This window comes from Aquabacterium olei, from assembly GCF_003100395.1.
GTDB classification, from domain to species: domain Bacteria; phylum Pseudomonadota; class Gammaproteobacteria; order Burkholderiales; family Burkholderiaceae_C; genus Aquabacterium; species Aquabacterium olei.
The window spans coordinates 2,860,348-2,878,688 of sequence record NZ_CP029210.1 but is presented as its reverse complement, the minus strand read 5'-3'; the positions used below and the strand labels follow the sequence as shown (position 1 = coordinate 2,878,688).

The window sequence follows — 18,341 nt, the reverse complement described above, 5'->3', positions numbered from 1 at the left end:
GACGCATGGACAACCTGCACGAAGACGCCCCGCTTGCCTCGGATGACCTGAGCGCCCTGGCCTGGGTGCATGAGGAGCTCCGCAAGTCGCTGGATGCCGCGCACAAGGCGCTGCACCGTGTGCTGAAGGATTCGGCGGCCGCGGGGCTGTCCGACCTCGACGCGCTCGACCCGGCTGTACTGCGCACGGCGCGCCAGCAGATTCATCAGGGCGTCGGGGCGCTGGAGCTGGCCGGGCTGTCCGCGGGCGCCACGCTGCTGCGCGCCAGCGAGGCGGTGGTGCAGAAGTTCGTGAACCGGCCGCAGGCCATCACCGAAGACGCGGTGCGCGATGTCGAAAGGGGCTCGTTCGCCCTGCTCGACTACATCGGCCGCAAACTGGCGGGCAAGCCCGTGTCGGCGCTGGCGCTGTTCCCGCAATACGAGGCGCTGGCCACCCGGGCGGGCGGGCCGCTGCCGCGGCCGACCGATCTGTGGAGCCAGGACTGGCCCACGGTGTCCCTCGAAGCGCCGCTGGCGCCGCCGGACGACGTGTCGCCGCGCCAGGCCGATCAGGTCACGATCGGCGACTTCGAGATGGGGCTGCTGTCGCTGCTCAAGCGCAACCAGCCGGCCGATGCCGTGGCCCTGGCTGAACTCTGCACGGCACTGGCCAGTGGCGCGGCCGAGCGCCACGCGCACCGTGAGTCGGCCACCTGGCTGCTGGCCAGCGGCTTCCTGGAAGGGGTGGCCGAGCAGCACGTGCCCTTGAATGTGCATGCCAAGCGGGTGCTGTCCTCGTTGCTGAGCCAGTTGCGGAGTCTGGCCAAGGGGCAGGGCGTGCCGTCCGACCGGCTGGCCAGCGAGTTGCTGTTCTTCTGCGCCCAGGCGGGGCAGGCACCGGCCTCCCCGCGTTCGGTGCTGGCCCGCGTGCGCCAGACCTTCGGGCTGGAGCGCCACCAGCCGGTCGACCTGCAAGCCTCGCCGCTGGGCCGCTTCGATCCGTCCTGGATTGCGCAGGCCACCAAGCGCGTGGCCGGTGCCAAGGATGGCTGGTCGGCCGTGGCGGCCGGTGAAATGCTGCGCATGGCCGGTCTCAACGAGCAGTTCTCGTTGGTCGGAGATTCGCTGCGTCGCCTGTTCCCGAGTGGCGAGCGCCTGGCGGATGCCCTGGTCGATGCAGTGCAGCGCACGGTGCAGTCGGCACAGTCGCCCGAGCCCAGTCTGGCCATGGAAGTGGCCACCAGCCTGCTGTACCTGGAGGCGGCGCTGGAGGATGGCGAATTCGAGCATCCGGAGCAGGTACAGCGTGTGAGCCGCATGGCCGAGCGCATCGACCACGTCAACGCGGGTCAGCCAGCCGAGCCCCTGGAGGGCTGGATGGAGGATCTGTACCGCCGGGTTTCCGACCGTCAGACCATGGGCAGCGTGGTGCAGGAACTGCGCAGCACGCTGGGCGAGTCCGAGAAGCACATCGACGCCTTTTTCCGCGCGCCTCAGGACCGCACGCCGCTGGTCAACGTGCCGTCGCAGCTGCAGTCGATGCGGGGCGTGCTCGCCGTGCTGGGGCTGGATCAGGCTTCGCAGGCCGTCGTGCGCATGCGCGGTGACGTCGAACACCTGCTGCAACCCGATGCCGACCTGGATGAGGCGGCCCGCCAGGGCGTGTTCGACCGTCTGGCGAGCAACCTGGGCGCGCTGGGCTTTCTGATCGACATGATGGGCGTGCAGCCCGGGCTGGCCAAGAGCCTGTTCTCGCTGGACGAGGACTCGGGCGTGCTGTCGCCGCTGATGGGCCGTGAGAAGAAGGGCCTGGGGGTGCAGCCCGAAGATCCGGTCGAAGCCGCGGCCCAGCACGTCGAGCAGGTGCACCGCGAGGAAGCCCAGGCGGTGGCGGAGGAAGTGGCGCAGGCCCTGGCGCAGCCCGATGCGCCAATCGAAGACGTGAGCGAGCAACTGCAGAAGCTGGCCGAGACGCCGCACCTGCAGGTGCAGAGCGAGCTGGCCGACAACCTGGCCGCAGCGCAGGCCGCGCTGGCCGAGGCCCAGGCGCAGTCCGACGACGCCGCGCTGGAGGCCGCGCGGGAGCAGGTCGCCCAGGTGCTGTCCGACCTAACGCCCCCCGAGACCGAGCCGGTCGAGCCCGAGGCCCCCGCCTTCCCGCCGCAGGCCCCACTGGCGCCCACGCCGGTGTCGGCCCCCCAGGCCACGGGCCTGGAGGAAGACGACGAGATGCGCGGCATCTTCCTGGAAGAGGCTGCCGAGGTCATTGCCGAAGCCAGACAGGCGCTGAGTGTCCTGCGGGACAACGCCGCCGATGTGCAGGCCATGACGGGCGTGCGCCGGGCGTTCCACACACTCAAGGGCAGCTCGCGCATGGTCGGGCTGACGGTATACGGCGAGGCGGCCTGGGCCTGCGAACAGCTTTACAACGCGGCGCTGGCGGCGCAAGAACCCGCGAGCGCCGACTTGCTGGGTCTGAGTGAGGAACTGTTCGATCACTTCGCCGCCTGGACGGACGCCATCGCCCGTCGCAACGATGCGGCTTGGCGAGCCAAACCCGTGATCGCGGCGGCGGATGCGCTGCGCCTTCGCGGCGAGCGTGTCGGGCTGTCAGCCGTGCCCGAGCCCGAGGGCGTGCTGGAGCTTGATCTCGCTGCCGAGCCGGAGCCTGCTGCCGACCCGGATCCGCTGCCGTCACTCGATCTGGCGCTCGACCTGTCTGTGGTCAATCCGCTGCCGCCGGATGGCACCCCCGCCGATGTGCCCGTGCTCAACTGGGCCACGGACGAGGTGGTGAGCGAGGCCCTGGCCCGGCTGGCCGACGAGGGCCGCCTGCCTGGTGCGCAAGACGCCATGGCGCCGGTGACGCTGTTGGACGAGCCGGTGCCGGCTTCACCCGAGGCCCTGGCGCATGCCCCGTTCGATTTCGAGCCGACCCTGCCCGGTGAAGACCTGGCGCTGGCTTCGGTACCCGACGCTGTGCCGGAGGCGGACTCGGGCGCGCCGGACGAGACCCTGATCGAGCGCCTGAGCCTGGATCTCGACATGCGGGGGGACGATGGCCTGGGGGAGTTCCCCTCGGTGCCCGCGACCGACGCGGTTGACGCGGCACCGACGCTCGAGCCCATCCTGGAATCGCTCGACATCCCTCTGGATGGCGAGACCACGGCGCCAGCCGCCGAGGCAGGGGATGCGCTTCCGATGCCGGAGATGCATCTGCTCGAGCCTTCGGATTTTGGTGATCTGTCTGAGACCTCTGCCACGCAGCCGGACATCCTCCCGCCCGTGGAAGACCCCGTTGAGCCGGACGTTCTGGCCCGGGCGGAAGTGCAATCCGCGCCTGAGTCCGAGCCGGAGCCCGAAGCCTCTGACGAACAAGTGAAGGTGGTGGGGCCGCTGCGCATCAGCATCCCGCTGTTCAACATCTATCTCAACGAGGCAGACGAACAGTCGCGCCGCCTGTGCACGCAACTCGGTGAATGGGCGCTCGAACTGCATCACCCCGTGGGCGACGACACCATCGCCCTCGCGCATTCGCTGGCCGGCAATTCGGCCACCGTGGGCTACACCGGGCTGTCCCAGTTGGCCCGCCTGCTGGAGCACGCGCTGATGCGCTCCCAGGCGCTTGGCCCGGGTGACGCCGACGCGGCCGCGCTCTTCAACGAGGCCGCTGACGAGATCCGGCGCCTGCTGCACCAGTTCGCGGCCGGTTTCCTCAAGAGCCCGGACCCGGACCTGCTGGCCCGCCTCGCCGACTACGATCAGGCCGCGTCGCAGCAGCTCGAGGCACGCAGCCTGCGCGGCGATCCGATCGAGTCGGGCGACGACGACCTGGCCCCGCCGGCCGGCCGGGGTCACCTGCGGTTGGTGCATTCTGCCGATGAGCCGATCGCGACCGAGGTGGACGACACGCCCGCCGATGCCGAGGAGCCGACCACGGAGCCCCAGCCGCTGATGCCGCTGGACGAGCCGACGTCCGAGACGCTGGACGGCATCGACATCGATCTTGATCTCGGCGAACCCGCCGAAGCGCAGGAAGCGCCTTCGCCGGATGCTGCCGAAGCAGAAGCCAGCGACGCCCGGGACGCATCTGCCAGCGACGAAACGCCTGTTGACACGATCTCACCGGACGCCATGGTGCAGCCCGACGAGGTGATCGAGCTCGATGCGGCAGCCCCGGGCTATACGCAGCCCGCCCCCCTGGGCGTGCCCGAGTTCCGCGCGCTGGATGAGGTGCCCGTGCCTCAGCCGGGTCAGGTCCCCCCGTCCGCCTCTGCGCTCGCCACCCAGGCCGACTGGGATGACGAGGCCGACGTCGATGCGGAAGACCACGTCGACCCGGACCTGTTCCCCATTTTCGAGGAAGAGGCGCAAGAGCTGCTGCCCCAGCTGGCCAACCAGATCCGCCAGTGGCTGGACATGCCCGAGAACCCGGCTGCCGCCACGGCCTGCATGCGCACGCTCCACACCTTCAAAGGCGGTGCGCGCCTCGCGGGTGCCATGCGCCTGGGCGAACTCGCGCATCGGCTGGAGTCGCGCATCGAGCGCCTGCTGGCTGCCGAATCCGTCCAGCAAGACGACATCGCACCGCTGGAGTCCCGCGTGGACCGCCTCGTGGAGCTGTTCGAGGGGCTGCGCCACAAGGAGTCTCAGGAGCTGGTGGCGCCCTGGCCCGAGGCCTCCGCCGAGCCGTTTGCCGAACCCGTGTCGCCCGATCCGGTCGGCGATGGCGCGATCGATCTGTCCCAGGACACCGATGCAACGCCGCATCCTGGGGCAGACGAGTCTGAAGGCGGACGACCCGACACGGTGGACGAGGTGCCGCCCGCCGCAGCGTCGGACGAACCGGGTGCATCGCTCCCCGAAATGGGTCAGGGCATTGACTGGGCGCAGCTGGATCGGCCGTCCTCGGCGCCTGCCGTGCGCACCGCCCTTGACGCACAGGCTCAGCCGTCCCAGGCCGCCGTGCGCGTGCGCCCTCAGTTGCTCGACCGCCTGGTGAACCACGCTGGCGAGGTCTCCATCACCCGCACGCGCCTGCAGTCGCAGGTGGGGCAGATCCGTGGGTCGCTGACCGACCTGACCGACAACCTCGATCGTCTGCGCCAGCAGCTGCGGGACATCGAGCTGCAGGCTGAAACCCAGCTGAGCACCCGCATGGAAGCCGCCCGCGCGGCCGCCCAGAATTTCGATCCGCTCGAATTCGACCGCTACACCCGCTTCCAGGAGCTGACGCGGATGATGGCCGAGTCGGTCAACGACGTGGCCACGGTGCAGCGCACCCTGCAGCGCAACCTGGAAACCGCGGAAGACCAGCTCGCCGCCCAGGCCCGCCTCACACGCGACCTGCAGGACGATCTCCTGCGCACCCGCATGGTCGAGTTCGACAGCCTGTCCGATCGCCTCTACCGTGTCGTGCGGCAGGCGGCCAAGGAAACCGGCAAGCAGGTGCGCCTGGACGTGGTGGGCGGGCAGACCGAAGTCGACCGCGGCGTGCTGGAGCGCATGACCGGCGCATTCGAGCACCTGCTGCGCAACTGCATCACCCATGGCATCGAATCGCCGGAACAGCGTCAGGCTGCGGGCAAGGACGCCAGCGGCCAGATCACCGTGGCGCTCAAGCAGGAAGGCAACGAAGTCGTCATCTCCTTCCGCGATGACGGCGCCGGCCTCGACCTCCAGCGCATCGCCGCCCGGGCGCGTGCCTCGGGCCTGCTCGCCGCCGATGCCGAGCCCACCGAGGCCGAGCTGGCTCAGCTCATCTTCACGCCGGGCTTCTCGACGGCCGAGGTGGTGACGGAGCTGGCTGGCCGCGGGATCGGCATGGACGTGGTGCGCTCCGAAGTCAACGCCATGGGCGGCCGCATCGAGACCGCCTCGGCGTCGGGCCAGGGCACGAGCTTCACGCTGGTGCTGCCCCTGACCACGGCCGTCACGAAGGTGGTCATGCTGCGTTTCGGCACGGCAACCGTCGCGGTGCCCACGCACCTGATCGAGATCGTGCGCCGCGCCCGTCCGCAGGAGGTCGAGCAGGCCTACCGCGAAGGCCGCTTCCCCTTCGGTGATCAGGTGCTGCCGTTCTACTGGCTGGGGGCCTTGCTGAGCGCGTCGCCGCGCGGCAGCGAGGGCGGCCGCAGCCTGCCGGTGGTGGTGGTGCGCTCGGCGCAGCAGCGCGTGGCGCTGCACGTCGATGAAGTGCTGGGCAACCAGGAAGTGGTGGTCAAGCACCTGGGGCCGCAACTGTCGCGCCTGCCTGGCCTGGCCGGCATGACGCTGCTGGCGTCGGGTGCCGTCTCCCTCATCTACAACCCGGTGGCGTTGGCCACGGTGTATGGCGATGCCGCCAGGGCGGCCACCGCGGCCTCGCTGCAGGCGCTGGGCGCATCGCCCCAAGGCTGGCTGTCGCATGCCGCGCCGTCGACCACGGTCGACCTCGATGTGACGGCGACGGCGCCCGAGACCGAAGCCCCGCTGGTGCTGGTGGTGGACGATTCCCTCACGGTGCGCAAGGTCACGCAGCGCCTGCTGGTGCGTGAGGGCTACCGCGTCATCCTGGCCAAGGACGGCCTGGAAGCCCTGGAGCGCCTCGCCCAGGAGCGCCCGACGGTCGTCCTGTCCGACATCGAGATGCCGCGCATGGACGGTTTCGACCTCCTGCGCAACGTCCGCGCCGACGGGCAGCTGGCCGATCTGCCGGTCATCATGATCACCTCCCGGATCGCCCAGAAGCACCGCGATGTCGCGATGGAGCTCGGCGCGAACCATTACCTTGGCAAGCCGTATGGCGAAGAAGAGCTGCTGGCGCTGGTTGCGCGTTATGCTCTGAAGCGACCGGAGCTGGTCTGACTGTCCACTTTGTGAACGCCTCTCACCGTCCCTCTCACCCCGCCCCGGCGCCCTTCTCGTCGGGGGAGCCGCTGGCAGACGACGCGATCTCGCACCTGGCCTCCCTCACGGCCCAGCGCGATCGCGAGTTGCTGGACGTCTCCCTTGCGCAAGGGGTGCTGGAATTGCTCGGGGCTGTGAGCGTGGGGGTGTACCGCCTTGTGGGGCCGGAAGAGGAAGCGCGGCACTGGCTGTGCAGCGGCCTGGCGCGGCGCGGCCAGCTCACCGTGAGCGATCCGGTCTGGGCCGACATGGATGCCCTGCCGAGCGAAGACCATTTCCCCTTGCGGCAACAGGCGCTCGGCAATCGGGCCATTGCCCAGACGGAGTTGCCCGGGTCGGCCTGCCCGGAGGCCGAAGGGCGATTCGTCTGCGTGCTGCCGCTGCTGGTCGAAATCGGCTCCCCCGGGGTGCTCGAAGTGCGTTCCGAGCGCACCCTCACCCCGGCGGCACTGCGCCCGATCCAGACGCTGCTGCGCGTGTTCGCCAATTTTCAGAGCCTGCTGGAATCCAGCCAGCGCGATGCCCTGACGGGCCTGCTGAACCGCCAGACCTTCGACGCGACCTTTCTGCGGGCCTCGATGCCTTCCGAGCGGGGCGGCCTGCCGGTCGAGCCCGAGCGCCGTGTGGGCGGCACGACCGGCTACTGGCTCGGCGTCATCGACATCGACCATTTCAAGAAGGTCAACGATGGCTACGGCCACCTGATCGGCGACGAGGTGCTGGTGCTGCTGGCCCGCATCATGCGCCAGACCTTCCGCCACTCCGACCGGCTCTACCGTTTCGGCGGTGAGGAGTTCGTGGTGTTGCTGCGGGGCGGCACCGAGGCCGACGCCTTCGGGGCCTTCGAGCGCTTCCGGGAACTGGTCGAGGGCTACGCCTTCCCGCAGGTCGGTCGGGTCACGGTCAGCATCGGTTTCACCGAGGTGCAACTGCAGGATACGCCCAACGCGGCGTTCTCTCGCGCCGACCAGTCGGTCTATCTGGCCAAGCACCAGGGGCGCAACCGGGTGGTGGGGTTCGAGTCGCTGGTGCGCTCGGGCCTGCTGACCGACAACGGCCAGCACATTGGCGACGTCGAGCTGTTCTGACCGGCCCCGGCGCCCCGCGTGCCGGGCTCATTTCGCGCGTTTGCGCGCTGGGGTCTTGCGAGCGCCGGCGCGCCCGGGTTCCGCCCCTTCCTTCACCACCGCGTAACGTGCCAGCGTCTCGGCGCGGGCTTCGTCGTGCTGCACGATGGGTTCGGGGTAGTCGCGGCCCAGCACCACGTCCTGGGCGGCAGCCAGATCGGCCGGGCGCGCCAGCCACGGGGCGTGCAAGGCCGCATCCGGGAGGGCGGCCAGCTCGGGCACGTAGCGGCGGATGAAGCGGCCCTGCGGATCGAACTTCTCGCTCTGGCTGATGGGGTTGAAGATGCGGAAATAGGGCTGGGCGTCGCAGCCGGTCGACGCTGCCCACTGCCAGCCGCCGTTGTTGGCCGCCAGATCGAAATCCAGCAGTTTCTCGGCGAAGTAGGCTTCGCCGCGCCGCCAGTCGATGCCCAGATCCTTGATCAGGAAGCTGGCCGTCACCATGCGCAGGCGGTTGTGCATGTAGCCCGTCTGGTTGAGCTGGCGCATGGCGGCGTCCACCAGCGGGTAGCCCGTGCGGCCGCCGCACCAGGCCTGAAAGTGGGCCTCGGCCTTGGCGCCATGGGCCCACTTGATGCGGTCGTACTCGCGCTTGTAGGCATGGCCGACCACGTGTGGGTGGTGGTGCAGGATCTGGTGATAGAAATCGCGCCAGATGAGCTCGGCCAGCCACGTCTGTGCACCGGCCGAGCCGGCCTGCATGCGCTCCCAGGCCAGCCCCGCCAGCTGCCGGACCGACACGGTGCCGAAGCGCAGGTGGGTCGACAGATAACTGGGGCCCTTGATGCCGGGGAAGTCGCGCGTCTCGTCATAGCGGTCGATGCGGCTCAGGAAATCGTCGAGCAGGGCCTGGGCGCCGCGCATGCCGGGCGGCACCTTGAGTTCGCCCGGGTCTTCGAAGCCGATCTCGCCCAGGGTGGGCACCCGCGGCGCGCCGATGGGGCACACCGCCGGTGGGATGGGCGCCAGTCGCCCGGCATGGGGGGCGATGGGGTAGGGCTTGACGTAGAACGGGTCGAGCTTCTTCAGCCACGCGTTCTTGTACGGGGTGAAGACGCCGTAGGGTGAATCGTTGCCCGTCAGCACCTCGTTGCGCTCGAAGACCACGTGGTCCTTCGAGGTGTAGAGCGCCACGCCCAGGTCGCTGAGCTTGCCGCGCACGCGGGCGTCGCGGGCCTGCGCGTCGGGCTCGTCATCGTGGTTGGCGTACACCGCCTGCACGCCCAGCTGGGCCGCCAGCGCGGGAATGAGCTGCACCGGGTTCCCGTGTCGCACGATCAGGCCGGCGTGCTGGCCGCTGGTGGCCGCATGGGCAGGCAGTGCAGGCGCGGCGAGCTCGGCCAGTGCGGCATCCAGTTCCACCAGGCTCTCGCGGATGAAGGCGACTCGCCGATCCGCCCGGGGCAGCGGGGCAAGGATGGTGTCATCGAAGACAAAGACACACCACACCTTGCGCGCGGCTTTCAGGGCATGAAACAGTGCGGCGTGATCGTGGCTGCGCAGATCGCGGCGGAACCAGACGAGGGCGGACTCCAGGTGTTCACTCATGAGACGGCGAGGGCGGCATGACGGATGCAGCACTGTGACACGCCGGCAGGCCCATTTCATGGACGATGGGGCACCGTGACCTCGGGACGACTAAAATCGCAGGCATGTCTCAAGATCCCGCGCGTCAGATTGACCTGTCCAACCAGTTCCTCATTGCCATGCCCGGCATGATGGACGGGCATTTTGCCGGGTCGGTGGTCTACCTGTGCGAGCACACGGAGAAGGGCGCCCTCGGCCTGGTGATCAACCGTCCGATCGAGATCGATCTGCGTCACCTGTTCGAGAAGGTCGACCTCAACCTCGACCGCGATGACCTGGCCGGCACACCGGTCTACTTCGGCGGCCCGGTGCAGACCGAACGCGGTTTCGTGCTGCACGAAAGCCTGGACGAAGAGGGCGGGCATTACAGCTCGACCATGAAGATCGCCGGCGGCCTCGAGATGACCACCTCGCGCGACGTGCTCGAGGCCATCTCCAATGGCGCCGGGCCGCGCAAGGTCTTCATCACGCTGGGCTACGCCGGCTGGAGCGCCGGACAACTGGAAGACGAGATCTCCCGCAACGGCTGGCTCACCGTGCCCGCCGACCCGGACATCATCTTCAACACCCCGGTGGAGGCGCGCTATGACCGCGCCCTGTCGCTGCTCGGGGTGGACCGTCACTTCCTGATGGGCGAGGCCGGGCACGCATGACCGGTCAGGCCACAGGGCCCGGGAAGGGCCGGATGGGCGTCGCCACGGGCAGCGTCCTGACTTTCCTCGCGTTCGACTACGGGCTCAAGCGCGTGGGCGTCGCCACGGGCAATTCCTACACCCGCCAGGCCCAGCCGTTGCGCACCATTGCGGCTGAGGGCGCTGCCCGTTTCGAGCAGATCGCGGCGCTGGTGGCCGAGTGGCAGCCTCACGCGCTCGTCATTGGCGTGCCCTACCATCCCGATGGCGCCGAGCACGACAATACCGTGCGGGCGCGCAAGTTCGGTCGCCAGCTCAGCGGGCGCTTTCACCTGCCGGTGCACGAGGTCGACGAGCGTTACTCGACGACCGAGGCCATCGCAGGGGGGGCGCGCGACCTGGATGCCGCCTCGGCCGCGATCCTGTTGCAGCAGTTCTTCAACGACCTCTCTTCCAGCACGGAGCAGCCCACGTGAGCGCCACCACCTCGTCCCTGACCCTCGACGCCGAGGCCCTGTACACCAGCCTGCTGACCGGCGTCCGCCGCCTTGTCACGGCAGAGACCGTGCTGGTGGGCGTGTGGTCGGGCGGCGCCTGGCTGGCCGAGCGTCTGCAGAAGGACCTGGGCCTGGCCGCGCCGCATGGTGTGATCTCGTCGGCCCTGCACCGCGACGACTTCGGCTCGCGCGGCATGGCCTTGGGCAAGGACGCCACGCACCTGCCGTTCGAGGTCGAGGGCCGCCACATCCTGCTGATCGACGACGTGATCTACACCGGCCGCACCACGCGCGCCGTGATCAACGAGCTGTTCGACTTCGGTCGCCCCGCCAGCGTCACGCTGGCCGTGCTGGTCGACCGCGGAGGGCGCCAGCTGCCCTTCGAGCCCGCGTTGTCCGCCGCCCGCATCACGCTGCCCGACAGCGAGCGCGTCGCCCTGGTCCGCGACGACAACGGCCGCTTCCAATTCCATTTCGAGAGGGTTTGATGACCATCCGTAGACCCCAGCGCAACCCGCAGCTCAACAGCAACGGGGAGCTGATCCACCTGCTGTCGACCGAAGGCCTGCCCAAGGCCATCATCCACCAGATCCTGGACACGGCCGAGCAGTTCCTGAGCGTCAACGACCGCGAGGTCAAGAAGGTGCCGCTGCTGCGCGGCAAGAGCGTGTTCAACCTGTTCTTCGAGAACAGCACCCGCACCCGCACCACCTTCGAGATCGCGGCCAAGCGCCTGAGCGCTGATGTCATCAACCTCGACATTGCGCGCTCGTCGGCCTCCAAGGGCGAGAGCCTGCTCGACACCATCGCCAACCTGAGCGCCATGGCCGCCGACATGTTCGTCGTGCGCCACGCCGAATCCGGTGCGCCCTACCTGATCGCCCAGCACGTGGCGCCCCATGTGCACGTGGTCAACGCCGGCGACGGCCGCCATGCGCACCCCACGCAGGCGCTGCTGGACATGTACACGATCCGGCACTACAAGAAGGACTTCACCAACCTCACCGTGGCCATCGTGGGCGACATCGTGCACTCGCGCGTGGCCCGCTCCAACATCCATGCGCTGACCACGCTGGGCGTGCCCGAGGTGCGTGTGGTCGGCCCGCGCACGCTGGTGCCTGGCGACCTGCGCGAGATGGGCGTGCGCGTGTGCCACAGCATGGAAGAAGGCATCAAGGATGCTGATGTCGTCATCATGCTGCGCCTGCAGAACGAGCGCATGAACGGCGGCATGCTGCCCAGCTCCGGCGAGTTCTTCAAGGAGTTCGGCCTGACCGAAGCCAAGCTGGCGCTGGCCAAGCCCGACGCCATCGTGATGCACCCCGGCCCCATCAACCGCGGCGTCGAGATCGACTCTGCCGTGGCCGACGGCAAACAGAGCGTGATCCTGCCCCAGGTCACCTTCGGCATCGCCGTGCGCATGGCCGTGATGTCCATCCTGGCTGGAAACGAAGCATGAGCAAGATCCTGATCAAGAACGGCCGCCTGGTCGACCCCGCTTCCGGCCTGGACCAGGTCGGTGACCTCGCCATCACCTCGGGCCGCATCACCGCCATCGGCCAGGTCAACGCCGACTTCGCGCCCGACCGCACCATCGATGCCACGGGGCTGATCGTGGCCCCCGGTCTGGTCGACCTGGCTGCCCGCCTGCGTGAGCCCGGCCACGAACACGAAGGCATGCTGGAGAGCGAACTGGCCGCCGCCGCAGCCGGTGGCGTCACCAGCGTGGTCTGCCTGCCCGATACGGACCCGGCACTCGACGAACCTGGCCTGGTCGAGATGCTCAAGCTGCGCGCGCGCAAGCTGAGCCGTTGCCGCCTGTTCCCGCTGGGTGCGCTCACGCGTGGCCTCAAGGGCGAGAACCTGACCGAGATGGCCGAGCTGCACGAAGCCGGTTGCGTGGGCTACTCGCAGGCCGAGGTGCCCGTGCAGAACACCCAGGTGCTGCAGCGCGCGCTGCAGTACGCCGCCACCTTCGGCTACACCGTGTGGCTGCGCCCGAACGACGCCTGGCTGGGCAAGGGTGTGGCCGCCAGCGGCCCCGTGGCCACCCGCCTGGGCTTGTCCGGCGTGCCGGTGGCCGCCGAAACCATCGCGCTGCACACCATCATCGAACTGGCCCGCGCGACGGGCGCCCGCGTACACCTGTGCCGCCTGTCCAGCGCGGCCGGCGTCGAACTGGTGCGCCAGGCCAAGGCCCAGGGGCTGCCCATCACGGCCGACGTCAGCATCAATTCGCTGATGCTGACCGACCTGGACATCGGCTATTTCAATCCGGCGATGCGGGTGAGCCCGCCGCTGCGCCAGGGCCGTGACCGCGACGCCCTGCGCGCCGCGCTGGCCGATGGCACGCTGGACGCGCTGGTGTCCGACCACACGCCGGTCAGCGAAGACGAAAAGACGCTGCCTTTCGGCGAAGCCGAACCCGGTGCGACCGGCCTTGAACTGCTGCTGAGTCTGGCTCTGAAATGGGCCGGCGCCGACGAGCAGGACCAGCCCGACTCCGAGCGCCTGCGTCGGGCGCTCGCGGCCGTCACCCTCGGGCCCGTGAAGGTGCTGGGCGACGCCATCGGCTCGCTGTCCAGCAGTGCAGGGCAGCTGGTGGCGGGCGGGGTGGCCGACGTGGTGGTGTTCGACCCGACCGCACGCTGGACCGTGACGCCCGAAGCGCTGGTCAGCCAGGGCAAGCACACGCCGTTTGCCTTCAAGGACACCGGTTTCCAGATGGCCGGGCGCGTGCGCCTCACCCTCGTGGCCGGGCAGGTGGCCCACGAGGCCGAGGCGGCGTCCGCCTGACATGAGCCTCTCTGCTCGCCCGCTGGCGCCTAGTCAGACCCCTCGCATCACGGTGCTGGGGGTGGCACTGGCGCCATGGCGCCTGCTGTGCGTGGTGGCCCACGTCCTGCGGGCGCTCGCCCTGGCCTACACGTGGTGGCCCGGCTACGACGCGGCCCGCCGACGTGCCTTCACCATTGCCTGGTCGGGCCGCCTGTTGAAGCTGCTCGGCATCACGGTGAAGGTCACGGGCACGGCGCGGCCGGGTGGCAAGCTCATCGTGGCCAACCACATTTCGTGGCTCGACATCGTGGCCATCAATGCCACCGAGCCCGCCCGCTTTGTGTCCAAGGCCGAGGTCGGAGACTGGCCCTTGCTCGGGCGCCTCGTCACCGCGGCGGGCACGCTGTATCTGGTACGCGAGCGGCGTCGTGACGCCATGCGCGTGCTCGGTGTGATGTCCAAAGCCCTCCAGAACGGCGACACCGTGGCCGTGTTCCCGGAGGGCACGACCGGCACGGGTCACGGGGTGCTGCCGTTTCACCCCAATCTGTTCCAGGCCGCCATCGATGCCGATGTGCCGGTGCAGCCGGTCGTGCTGCGCTACAGCGACCCGCACCACGCAGTCAGCCCTTCCACGGCCTACGTTGGCACGACCACCTTGCTGCAATCGCTCTGGTGGGTTGCCACCGCGCGCGGCCTCACCGTGCACGTCGAAGTGCTGCCGCCGCTGCGCGCCACGCACGCCGACCGGCGGGCCCTGGCAGAGCATGTGCAGGGCCTGGCTGAAGCCGCTTTGACGCGGCAGTTCGAGTGAAATAAAACGAACGACCGTTCGAAACGGTGGCATTTGTCACGGCTGTTCGGACTTTCACATATCAAGATTCGCTCCAGAGTGGCGATACGAAGGTCACGTCTTGTTTCAGAAGAAAAACAAGCGGCACCTTTGTCCGGGCGGCGCACGCCGCTGGGTTTCACCCACCTCTCGTCACTGAGGAGCTTTCATGACTCAATTCAGGTTTGTCCGTCTGCCGGTCACTTTGGCCGTGCTGGCGGCCTGTGCCACCGCGCACGCCGACTACACCTCGCCCGATGGCCAGTTCCGTCTTTCCGGCTTCGGCACGCTGGGCGTGTCGCGCTCGTCGACCAACGATGCCCTGTTCAACTACCCAGGACAGGGTGGCGGTGCAGACAAGAAGGCAAGCCTGAACCCCGATAGCAAGATCGCGCTGCAGGGCTCGTACAAGTTCACCCCCACGCTGTCGGCCACGACCCAGCTGATGATGAAGTACGACGCCGATGGCGAGTACGTGCCCAACCCCGAGTGGGTCTTTGCCAAGTGGCAGCCCACGTCGGCGCTGAGCGTGCGTGGCGGCCGCATGGGTGCGCCGTTCTTCATGGTCTCCGACTTCCGCGATGTCGGTTACGCCAACACCACGGTTCGCCCGAACCTGGACGTGTATGGCCAGGTGCCGGTGAGCTACTTCGATGGCGCTGACGCCGCCTACCAGTTGGACGTGGGCAGCGTCACGCTGACCTCCACCCTGTGGGCCGGTAACGCCAAGTCGGACTTCTCCAGCGCGCTGCGCCGCAGCGGGGCAGCTGTGCCGCCGACCGAGGTACGGATCGACCACGCCGTGGGCCTCAACGTGCTGGCCGAGTTCTCGTCGGGCTACGCCCTGCGCGTGGGCCACATGCAGGGCAAGCTGACCACCAAGTCGGCGCTGGCGCAGCAACTGGTCAATGGCGTGAGCCCGGCCCTCGCTGCGGGCGGCGCAACCGCCATTGCCGCCCAGCAGGTGATTGATGCCGTCACGACCGACGACACCAAGGCCACGTTCAGTGGGATCGGTTTCACCGTCGACCGCGACAACGTCGTGGCGGCGGCCGAGTTCACCAAGCGCAAGGTGAACAAGGGCTACATCGCTGACACCACGGGCTGGTATGTCCTGGGTGGTTACCGCTTTGGCTCTGTCCTGCCCTACGTGTCCTTCTCGAAACTGAAAGTGGATGACCCGAACGCCGCCATGCCGGCCGGTGCGTCCGGTTTCGGCGCCGCCGTGGTCGGTGGCGTGCAAGGCATCCTCAACACCCAGAAGGTCAGCCAGCGCACCACCAGCGTCGGCGTCCGCTGGGATGTCCTGCGCAACGTGGCCCTCAAGGCCCAGTACGACCGCGTGAGCAAGCCGGCCAACTCCAACGGCCTGTTCCTGGTGGCAGATCCGGCGACGGCATCGGCACAGTCCTTCCTGGCCAACAAGAAGGACATCAATGTGTTCACCGTCTCGATGGACTTTGTGTTCTAAGCCGAAGGGAGCAATCACATGAAAACCAAGTTCACCCTTCAGACCCTGCTGGTCGCCGGTCTGCTGAGCGCCGCCCAGTTCGCCGCCGCTGAAGTTGCCATCATCGTCAACCCCAAGAGCCCGCTGGCGTCCATGACGCCGGATCAGGTTTCGGCCATCTTCCTGGGCAAGAGCGCCACGCTGCCGTCCGGCGGCACCGCCGTGCCCACCGACCTGCCCGAATCCAGCGCCGTGCGTGAGCAGTTCTACAGCAAGGCGGCCGGCAAGACGTCGGCTCAGGTCAAGGCCACCTGGGCGCGCTTGACTTTCTCCGGAAAGGCCACACCTCCGAAGGAACTGGGCAGCGCTGCCGAGGTCAAGAAGTTCGTCGCCTCCAACCCGGACGCCATCGGCTACATCGAGAAGTCGGCTGTGGACGGTTCCGTCAAGGTCGTGCTGACGGTCGACTGACCCTCCGGTACACCCGCCACCCGGCCTTCCCCTGGTCGGGTGGCGGCTTCTTGTGTTGAAACAAGGCCGGTCATGCAGGGGCGCCTACAATCTTCGGTCCCGCTGAAAGGTCCCCCTGATGTCCGATTCCCTGATTTCCGGCTCGCTGCACGATGGCCTCGTGCAATGGGCCATCCATGGCCTGCTCGACGCGAGCTGGTGGCAGATCGTGCTGTTCACGCTGGTCGTGACGCACATCACCATCGCATCGGTCACCATCTTCCTGCATCGGGCCCAGGCGCACCGTTCGCTGGACCTGCACGCCATTCCCTCGCACTTCTTCCGCTTCTGGCTGTGGCTGACCACCAGCACCGTCACCAAGCAATGGGTGGCCGTGCACCGCAAGCACCACGCCAAATGCGAAACCGCCGAAGACCCGCACAGCCCCGTGGCCCACGGCATCAAGAAGGTGCTGCTGGAAGGCCGCGAGCTGTACCGGGACGAGGCCATGAAGGCCGAGACGCTCAAGAAGTACGGCCACAACACGCCGGACGACTGGCTGGAGCGCAACCTCTACACCCCGCGCAACAACTGGGGTCCGATCGCCATGCTGCTGATCGACGTGGCGCTGTTCGGCGCCATCGGCATCACGGTCTGGGCTGTGCAGATGGCCTGGATCCCGATCACGGCGGCCGGCATCATCAACGGCCTGGGCCACTGGTGGGGCTACCGCAACTTCGAGGCGCCGGACGCTTCCACCAACATCTCGCCGTGGGGCCTGATCATCGGTGGCGAAGAGCTGCACAACAACCACCACACCTATCCGACCTCGGCCAAGCTGTCCGTCAAGCCCTACGAGTTCGACATCGGCTGGGGCTACATCCGTGGACTCGAGATGCTGGGTCTCGCCAAGGTGCGCAAGACCCCGCCGCGGCTGCAACTGGGCGACATCAAGCCCGTGGCCGATGCCAAGACGCTGGAAGCCATCGTGGCCAACCGATACGAGCTGATGGCCGGTTATGCGCGCGAAGTGCGCCTGGCGTGCCGGGCCGAACTGACGCGCCTGAAGGCCGCGGGCGAAGAGTCGGCGGCCATCCAGTTGCAGCGCGTGCGCCACTGGATGCACCGCGACGAGAACCAGATGCCCGAAGGCATGTCGGCTCAGGTCGCCGAAGCGCGCGCCGCGAACCCCAGCCTCGACAAGCTGATTGCGATGCGCGAGGAACTGCGCGCCCTCTGGACCCGCACCAACGTGTCTGCCGAGCAACTGGTGGCCGATCTGCAGAACTGGTGCCATCGTGCCGAAGAGAGCGGCATCCAGGCCCTGCAGGACTTCTCTCGCAAGCTCCGCGCTGCCCACGCCTGAGATCGGCGCCGACGCCGCCGTCACACTCGCTACACACACCAGCCCCGCCTCGGCGGGGCTTTTTTCTTGGGTGCTCGGTTCTTGCCGTACGGCACACGCAGGGCCGGACGCGATGCAACTCGCGGAGGGCGGGGGCTTCTTGTGAATGCCGCCGTGCGCGACCTGACGTGGGCAGTCGCTCCACATTACCAAAGAAAAAACCCGCCGAGGCTTGCGCCAGGGCGGGTTCTTGAAGCAGGTGCCTCGCGCTGAATTACTTCAGCTTCACTTCCTTGTACAGGACGTGCTTGCGGGCCTTGGGGTCGAACTTCATGAATTCCAGCTTTTCGGGCGTGGTCTTCTTGTTCTTGGCCGTGGTGTAGAAGTGGCCGGTACCCGCAGTGGATTCCAGCTTGATCTTTTCGCGTCCGCCTTTAGCAGCCATGGTTCAGTCTCCGATCACAGTTCGCCACGGGCGCGCAGGTCAACCAGGACCTGATCGATACCCACCTTGTCCACCAGACGCAGGCCGGCGGCGCTGATGCGCAGACGCACCCAGCGGTTCTCGCTTTCGACCCAGAAGCGGCGGTACTGCAGGTTGGGCAGGAAACGACGCTTGGTTTTGTTGTTGGCGTGGGAAACATTGTTCCCGACCATCGGGCCCTTGCCCGTGACTTGACAGACGCGTGCCATGACGCTTCTCCGTTCGCTGTATGCGCTTGTGTTGCGATTCGGTGACCAGAGCAGGGCCGGCTGCTTCGGGCTGCAGGCCTT

The 18,341-nt window shown here is 68.1% G+C and carries 14 protein-coding genes; 11 read left to right on the top strand and 3 right to left on the bottom strand.

The features are described 5' to 3' along the window. Positions 1–5 precede the first annotated feature (5 nt). The gene (locus DEH84_RS12875) at positions 6–6,827 is read left to right on the top strand and encodes a hybrid sensor histidine kinase/response regulator (protein ID WP_109037210.1); all 6,822 of its coding nucleotides are present in this window, start codon (positions 6–8) and stop codon (positions 6,825–6,827) included. Between the two features lie 11 nt (positions 6,828–6,838). Next, on the top strand, positions 6,839–7,957 hold the full coding sequence (locus tag DEH84_RS12870) for a GGDEF domain-containing protein (protein ID WP_245932583.1): 1,119 nt from the start codon (positions 6,839–6,841) through the stop codon (positions 7,955–7,957). A gap of 27 nt (positions 7,958–7,984) precedes the next feature. Here the strand turns inward: DEH84_RS12870 and DEH84_RS12865 are convergent, their stop codons facing one another. After that, on the bottom strand, positions 7,985–9,544 hold the full coding sequence (locus tag DEH84_RS12865; RefSeq protein WP_109037209.1) for a cryptochrome/photolyase family protein: 1,560 nt from the start codon (positions 9,542–9,544) through the stop codon (positions 7,985–7,987). Between the two features lie 104 nt (positions 9,545–9,648). Between DEH84_RS12865 and DEH84_RS12860 the strand changes: the two genes are divergently transcribed. The 9 genes from DEH84_RS12860 (at position 9,649) to DEH84_RS12820 (ending at position 17,588) form a co-directional block, all read left to right on the top strand. Next, on the top strand, positions 9,649–10,236 hold the full coding sequence (locus DEH84_RS12860) for a YqgE/AlgH family protein (RefSeq protein ID WP_109037208.1): 588 nt from the start codon (positions 9,649–9,651) through the stop codon (positions 10,234–10,236). A gap of 32 nt (positions 10,237–10,268) precedes the next feature. Continuing rightward, positions 10,269–10,691, top strand: a complete 423-nt coding sequence (ruvX, locus tag DEH84_RS12855; protein WP_109037207.1) for a Holliday junction resolvase RuvX — start codon at positions 10,269–10,271, stop codon at positions 10,689–10,691. Then, the gene (gene pyrR / locus DEH84_RS12850; RefSeq protein WP_109037206.1) at positions 10,688–11,200 is read left to right on the top strand and encodes a bifunctional pyr operon transcriptional regulator/uracil phosphoribosyltransferase PyrR; all 513 of its coding nucleotides are present in this window, start codon (positions 10,688–10,690) and stop codon (positions 11,198–11,200) included. The genes ruvX and pyrR overlap by 4 nt, the downstream gene beginning before the upstream one ends. After that, complete coding sequence (locus DEH84_RS12845) at positions 11,200–12,171, top strand: aspartate carbamoyltransferase catalytic subunit (RefSeq protein ID WP_109037205.1); 972 nt, start codon at positions 11,200–11,202, stop codon at positions 12,169–12,171. The genes pyrR and DEH84_RS12845 overlap by 1 nt, the downstream gene beginning before the upstream one ends. After that, on the top strand, positions 12,168–13,508 hold the full coding sequence (locus DEH84_RS12840; protein ID WP_109037204.1) for a dihydroorotase: 1,341 nt from the start codon (positions 12,168–12,170) through the stop codon (positions 13,506–13,508). The genes DEH84_RS12845 and DEH84_RS12840 overlap by 4 nt, the downstream gene beginning before the upstream one ends. Before the next feature lies 1 nt (position 13,509). Continuing rightward, positions 13,510–14,304 carry a lysophospholipid acyltransferase family protein gene (locus DEH84_RS12835; protein WP_109037203.1) on the top strand — a complete coding sequence of 265 codons (795 nt, stop codon included), beginning with the start codon at positions 13,510–13,512 and terminating at the stop codon, positions 14,302–14,304. Between the two features lie 187 nt (positions 14,305–14,491). Beyond that, on the top strand, positions 14,492–15,793 hold the full coding sequence (locus DEH84_RS12830; protein WP_159098958.1) for a hypothetical protein: 1,302 nt from the start codon (positions 14,492–14,494) through the stop codon (positions 15,791–15,793). Between the two features lie 18 nt (positions 15,794–15,811). After that, positions 15,812–16,243 (top strand): type 2 periplasmic-binding domain-containing protein, encoded by a 432-nt coding sequence (locus tag DEH84_RS12825; protein ID WP_109037201.1) that lies wholly within the window; start codon positions 15,812–15,814, stop codon positions 16,241–16,243. Positions 16,244–16,361: 118 nt separating this feature from the next. Then, complete coding sequence (locus tag DEH84_RS12820; RefSeq protein ID WP_109037200.1) at positions 16,362–17,588, top strand: DesA family fatty acid desaturase; 1,227 nt, start codon at positions 16,362–16,364, stop codon at positions 17,586–17,588. A 253-nt stretch (positions 17,589–17,841) separates the two neighbouring features. Here DEH84_RS12820 and rpmG read toward each other — a convergent pair whose 3' ends face one another. Further along, positions 17,842–18,012, bottom strand: a complete 171-nt coding sequence (rpmG, locus tag DEH84_RS12815) for a 50S ribosomal protein L33 (RefSeq protein ID WP_109037199.1) — start codon at positions 18,010–18,012, stop codon at positions 17,842–17,844. Between the two features lie 14 nt (positions 18,013–18,026). Next, on the bottom strand, positions 18,027–18,260 hold the full coding sequence (rpmB, locus tag DEH84_RS12810) for a 50S ribosomal protein L28 (RefSeq protein WP_109037198.1): 234 nt from the start codon (positions 18,258–18,260) through the stop codon (positions 18,027–18,029). Positions 18,261–18,341 lie beyond the last annotated feature (81 nt).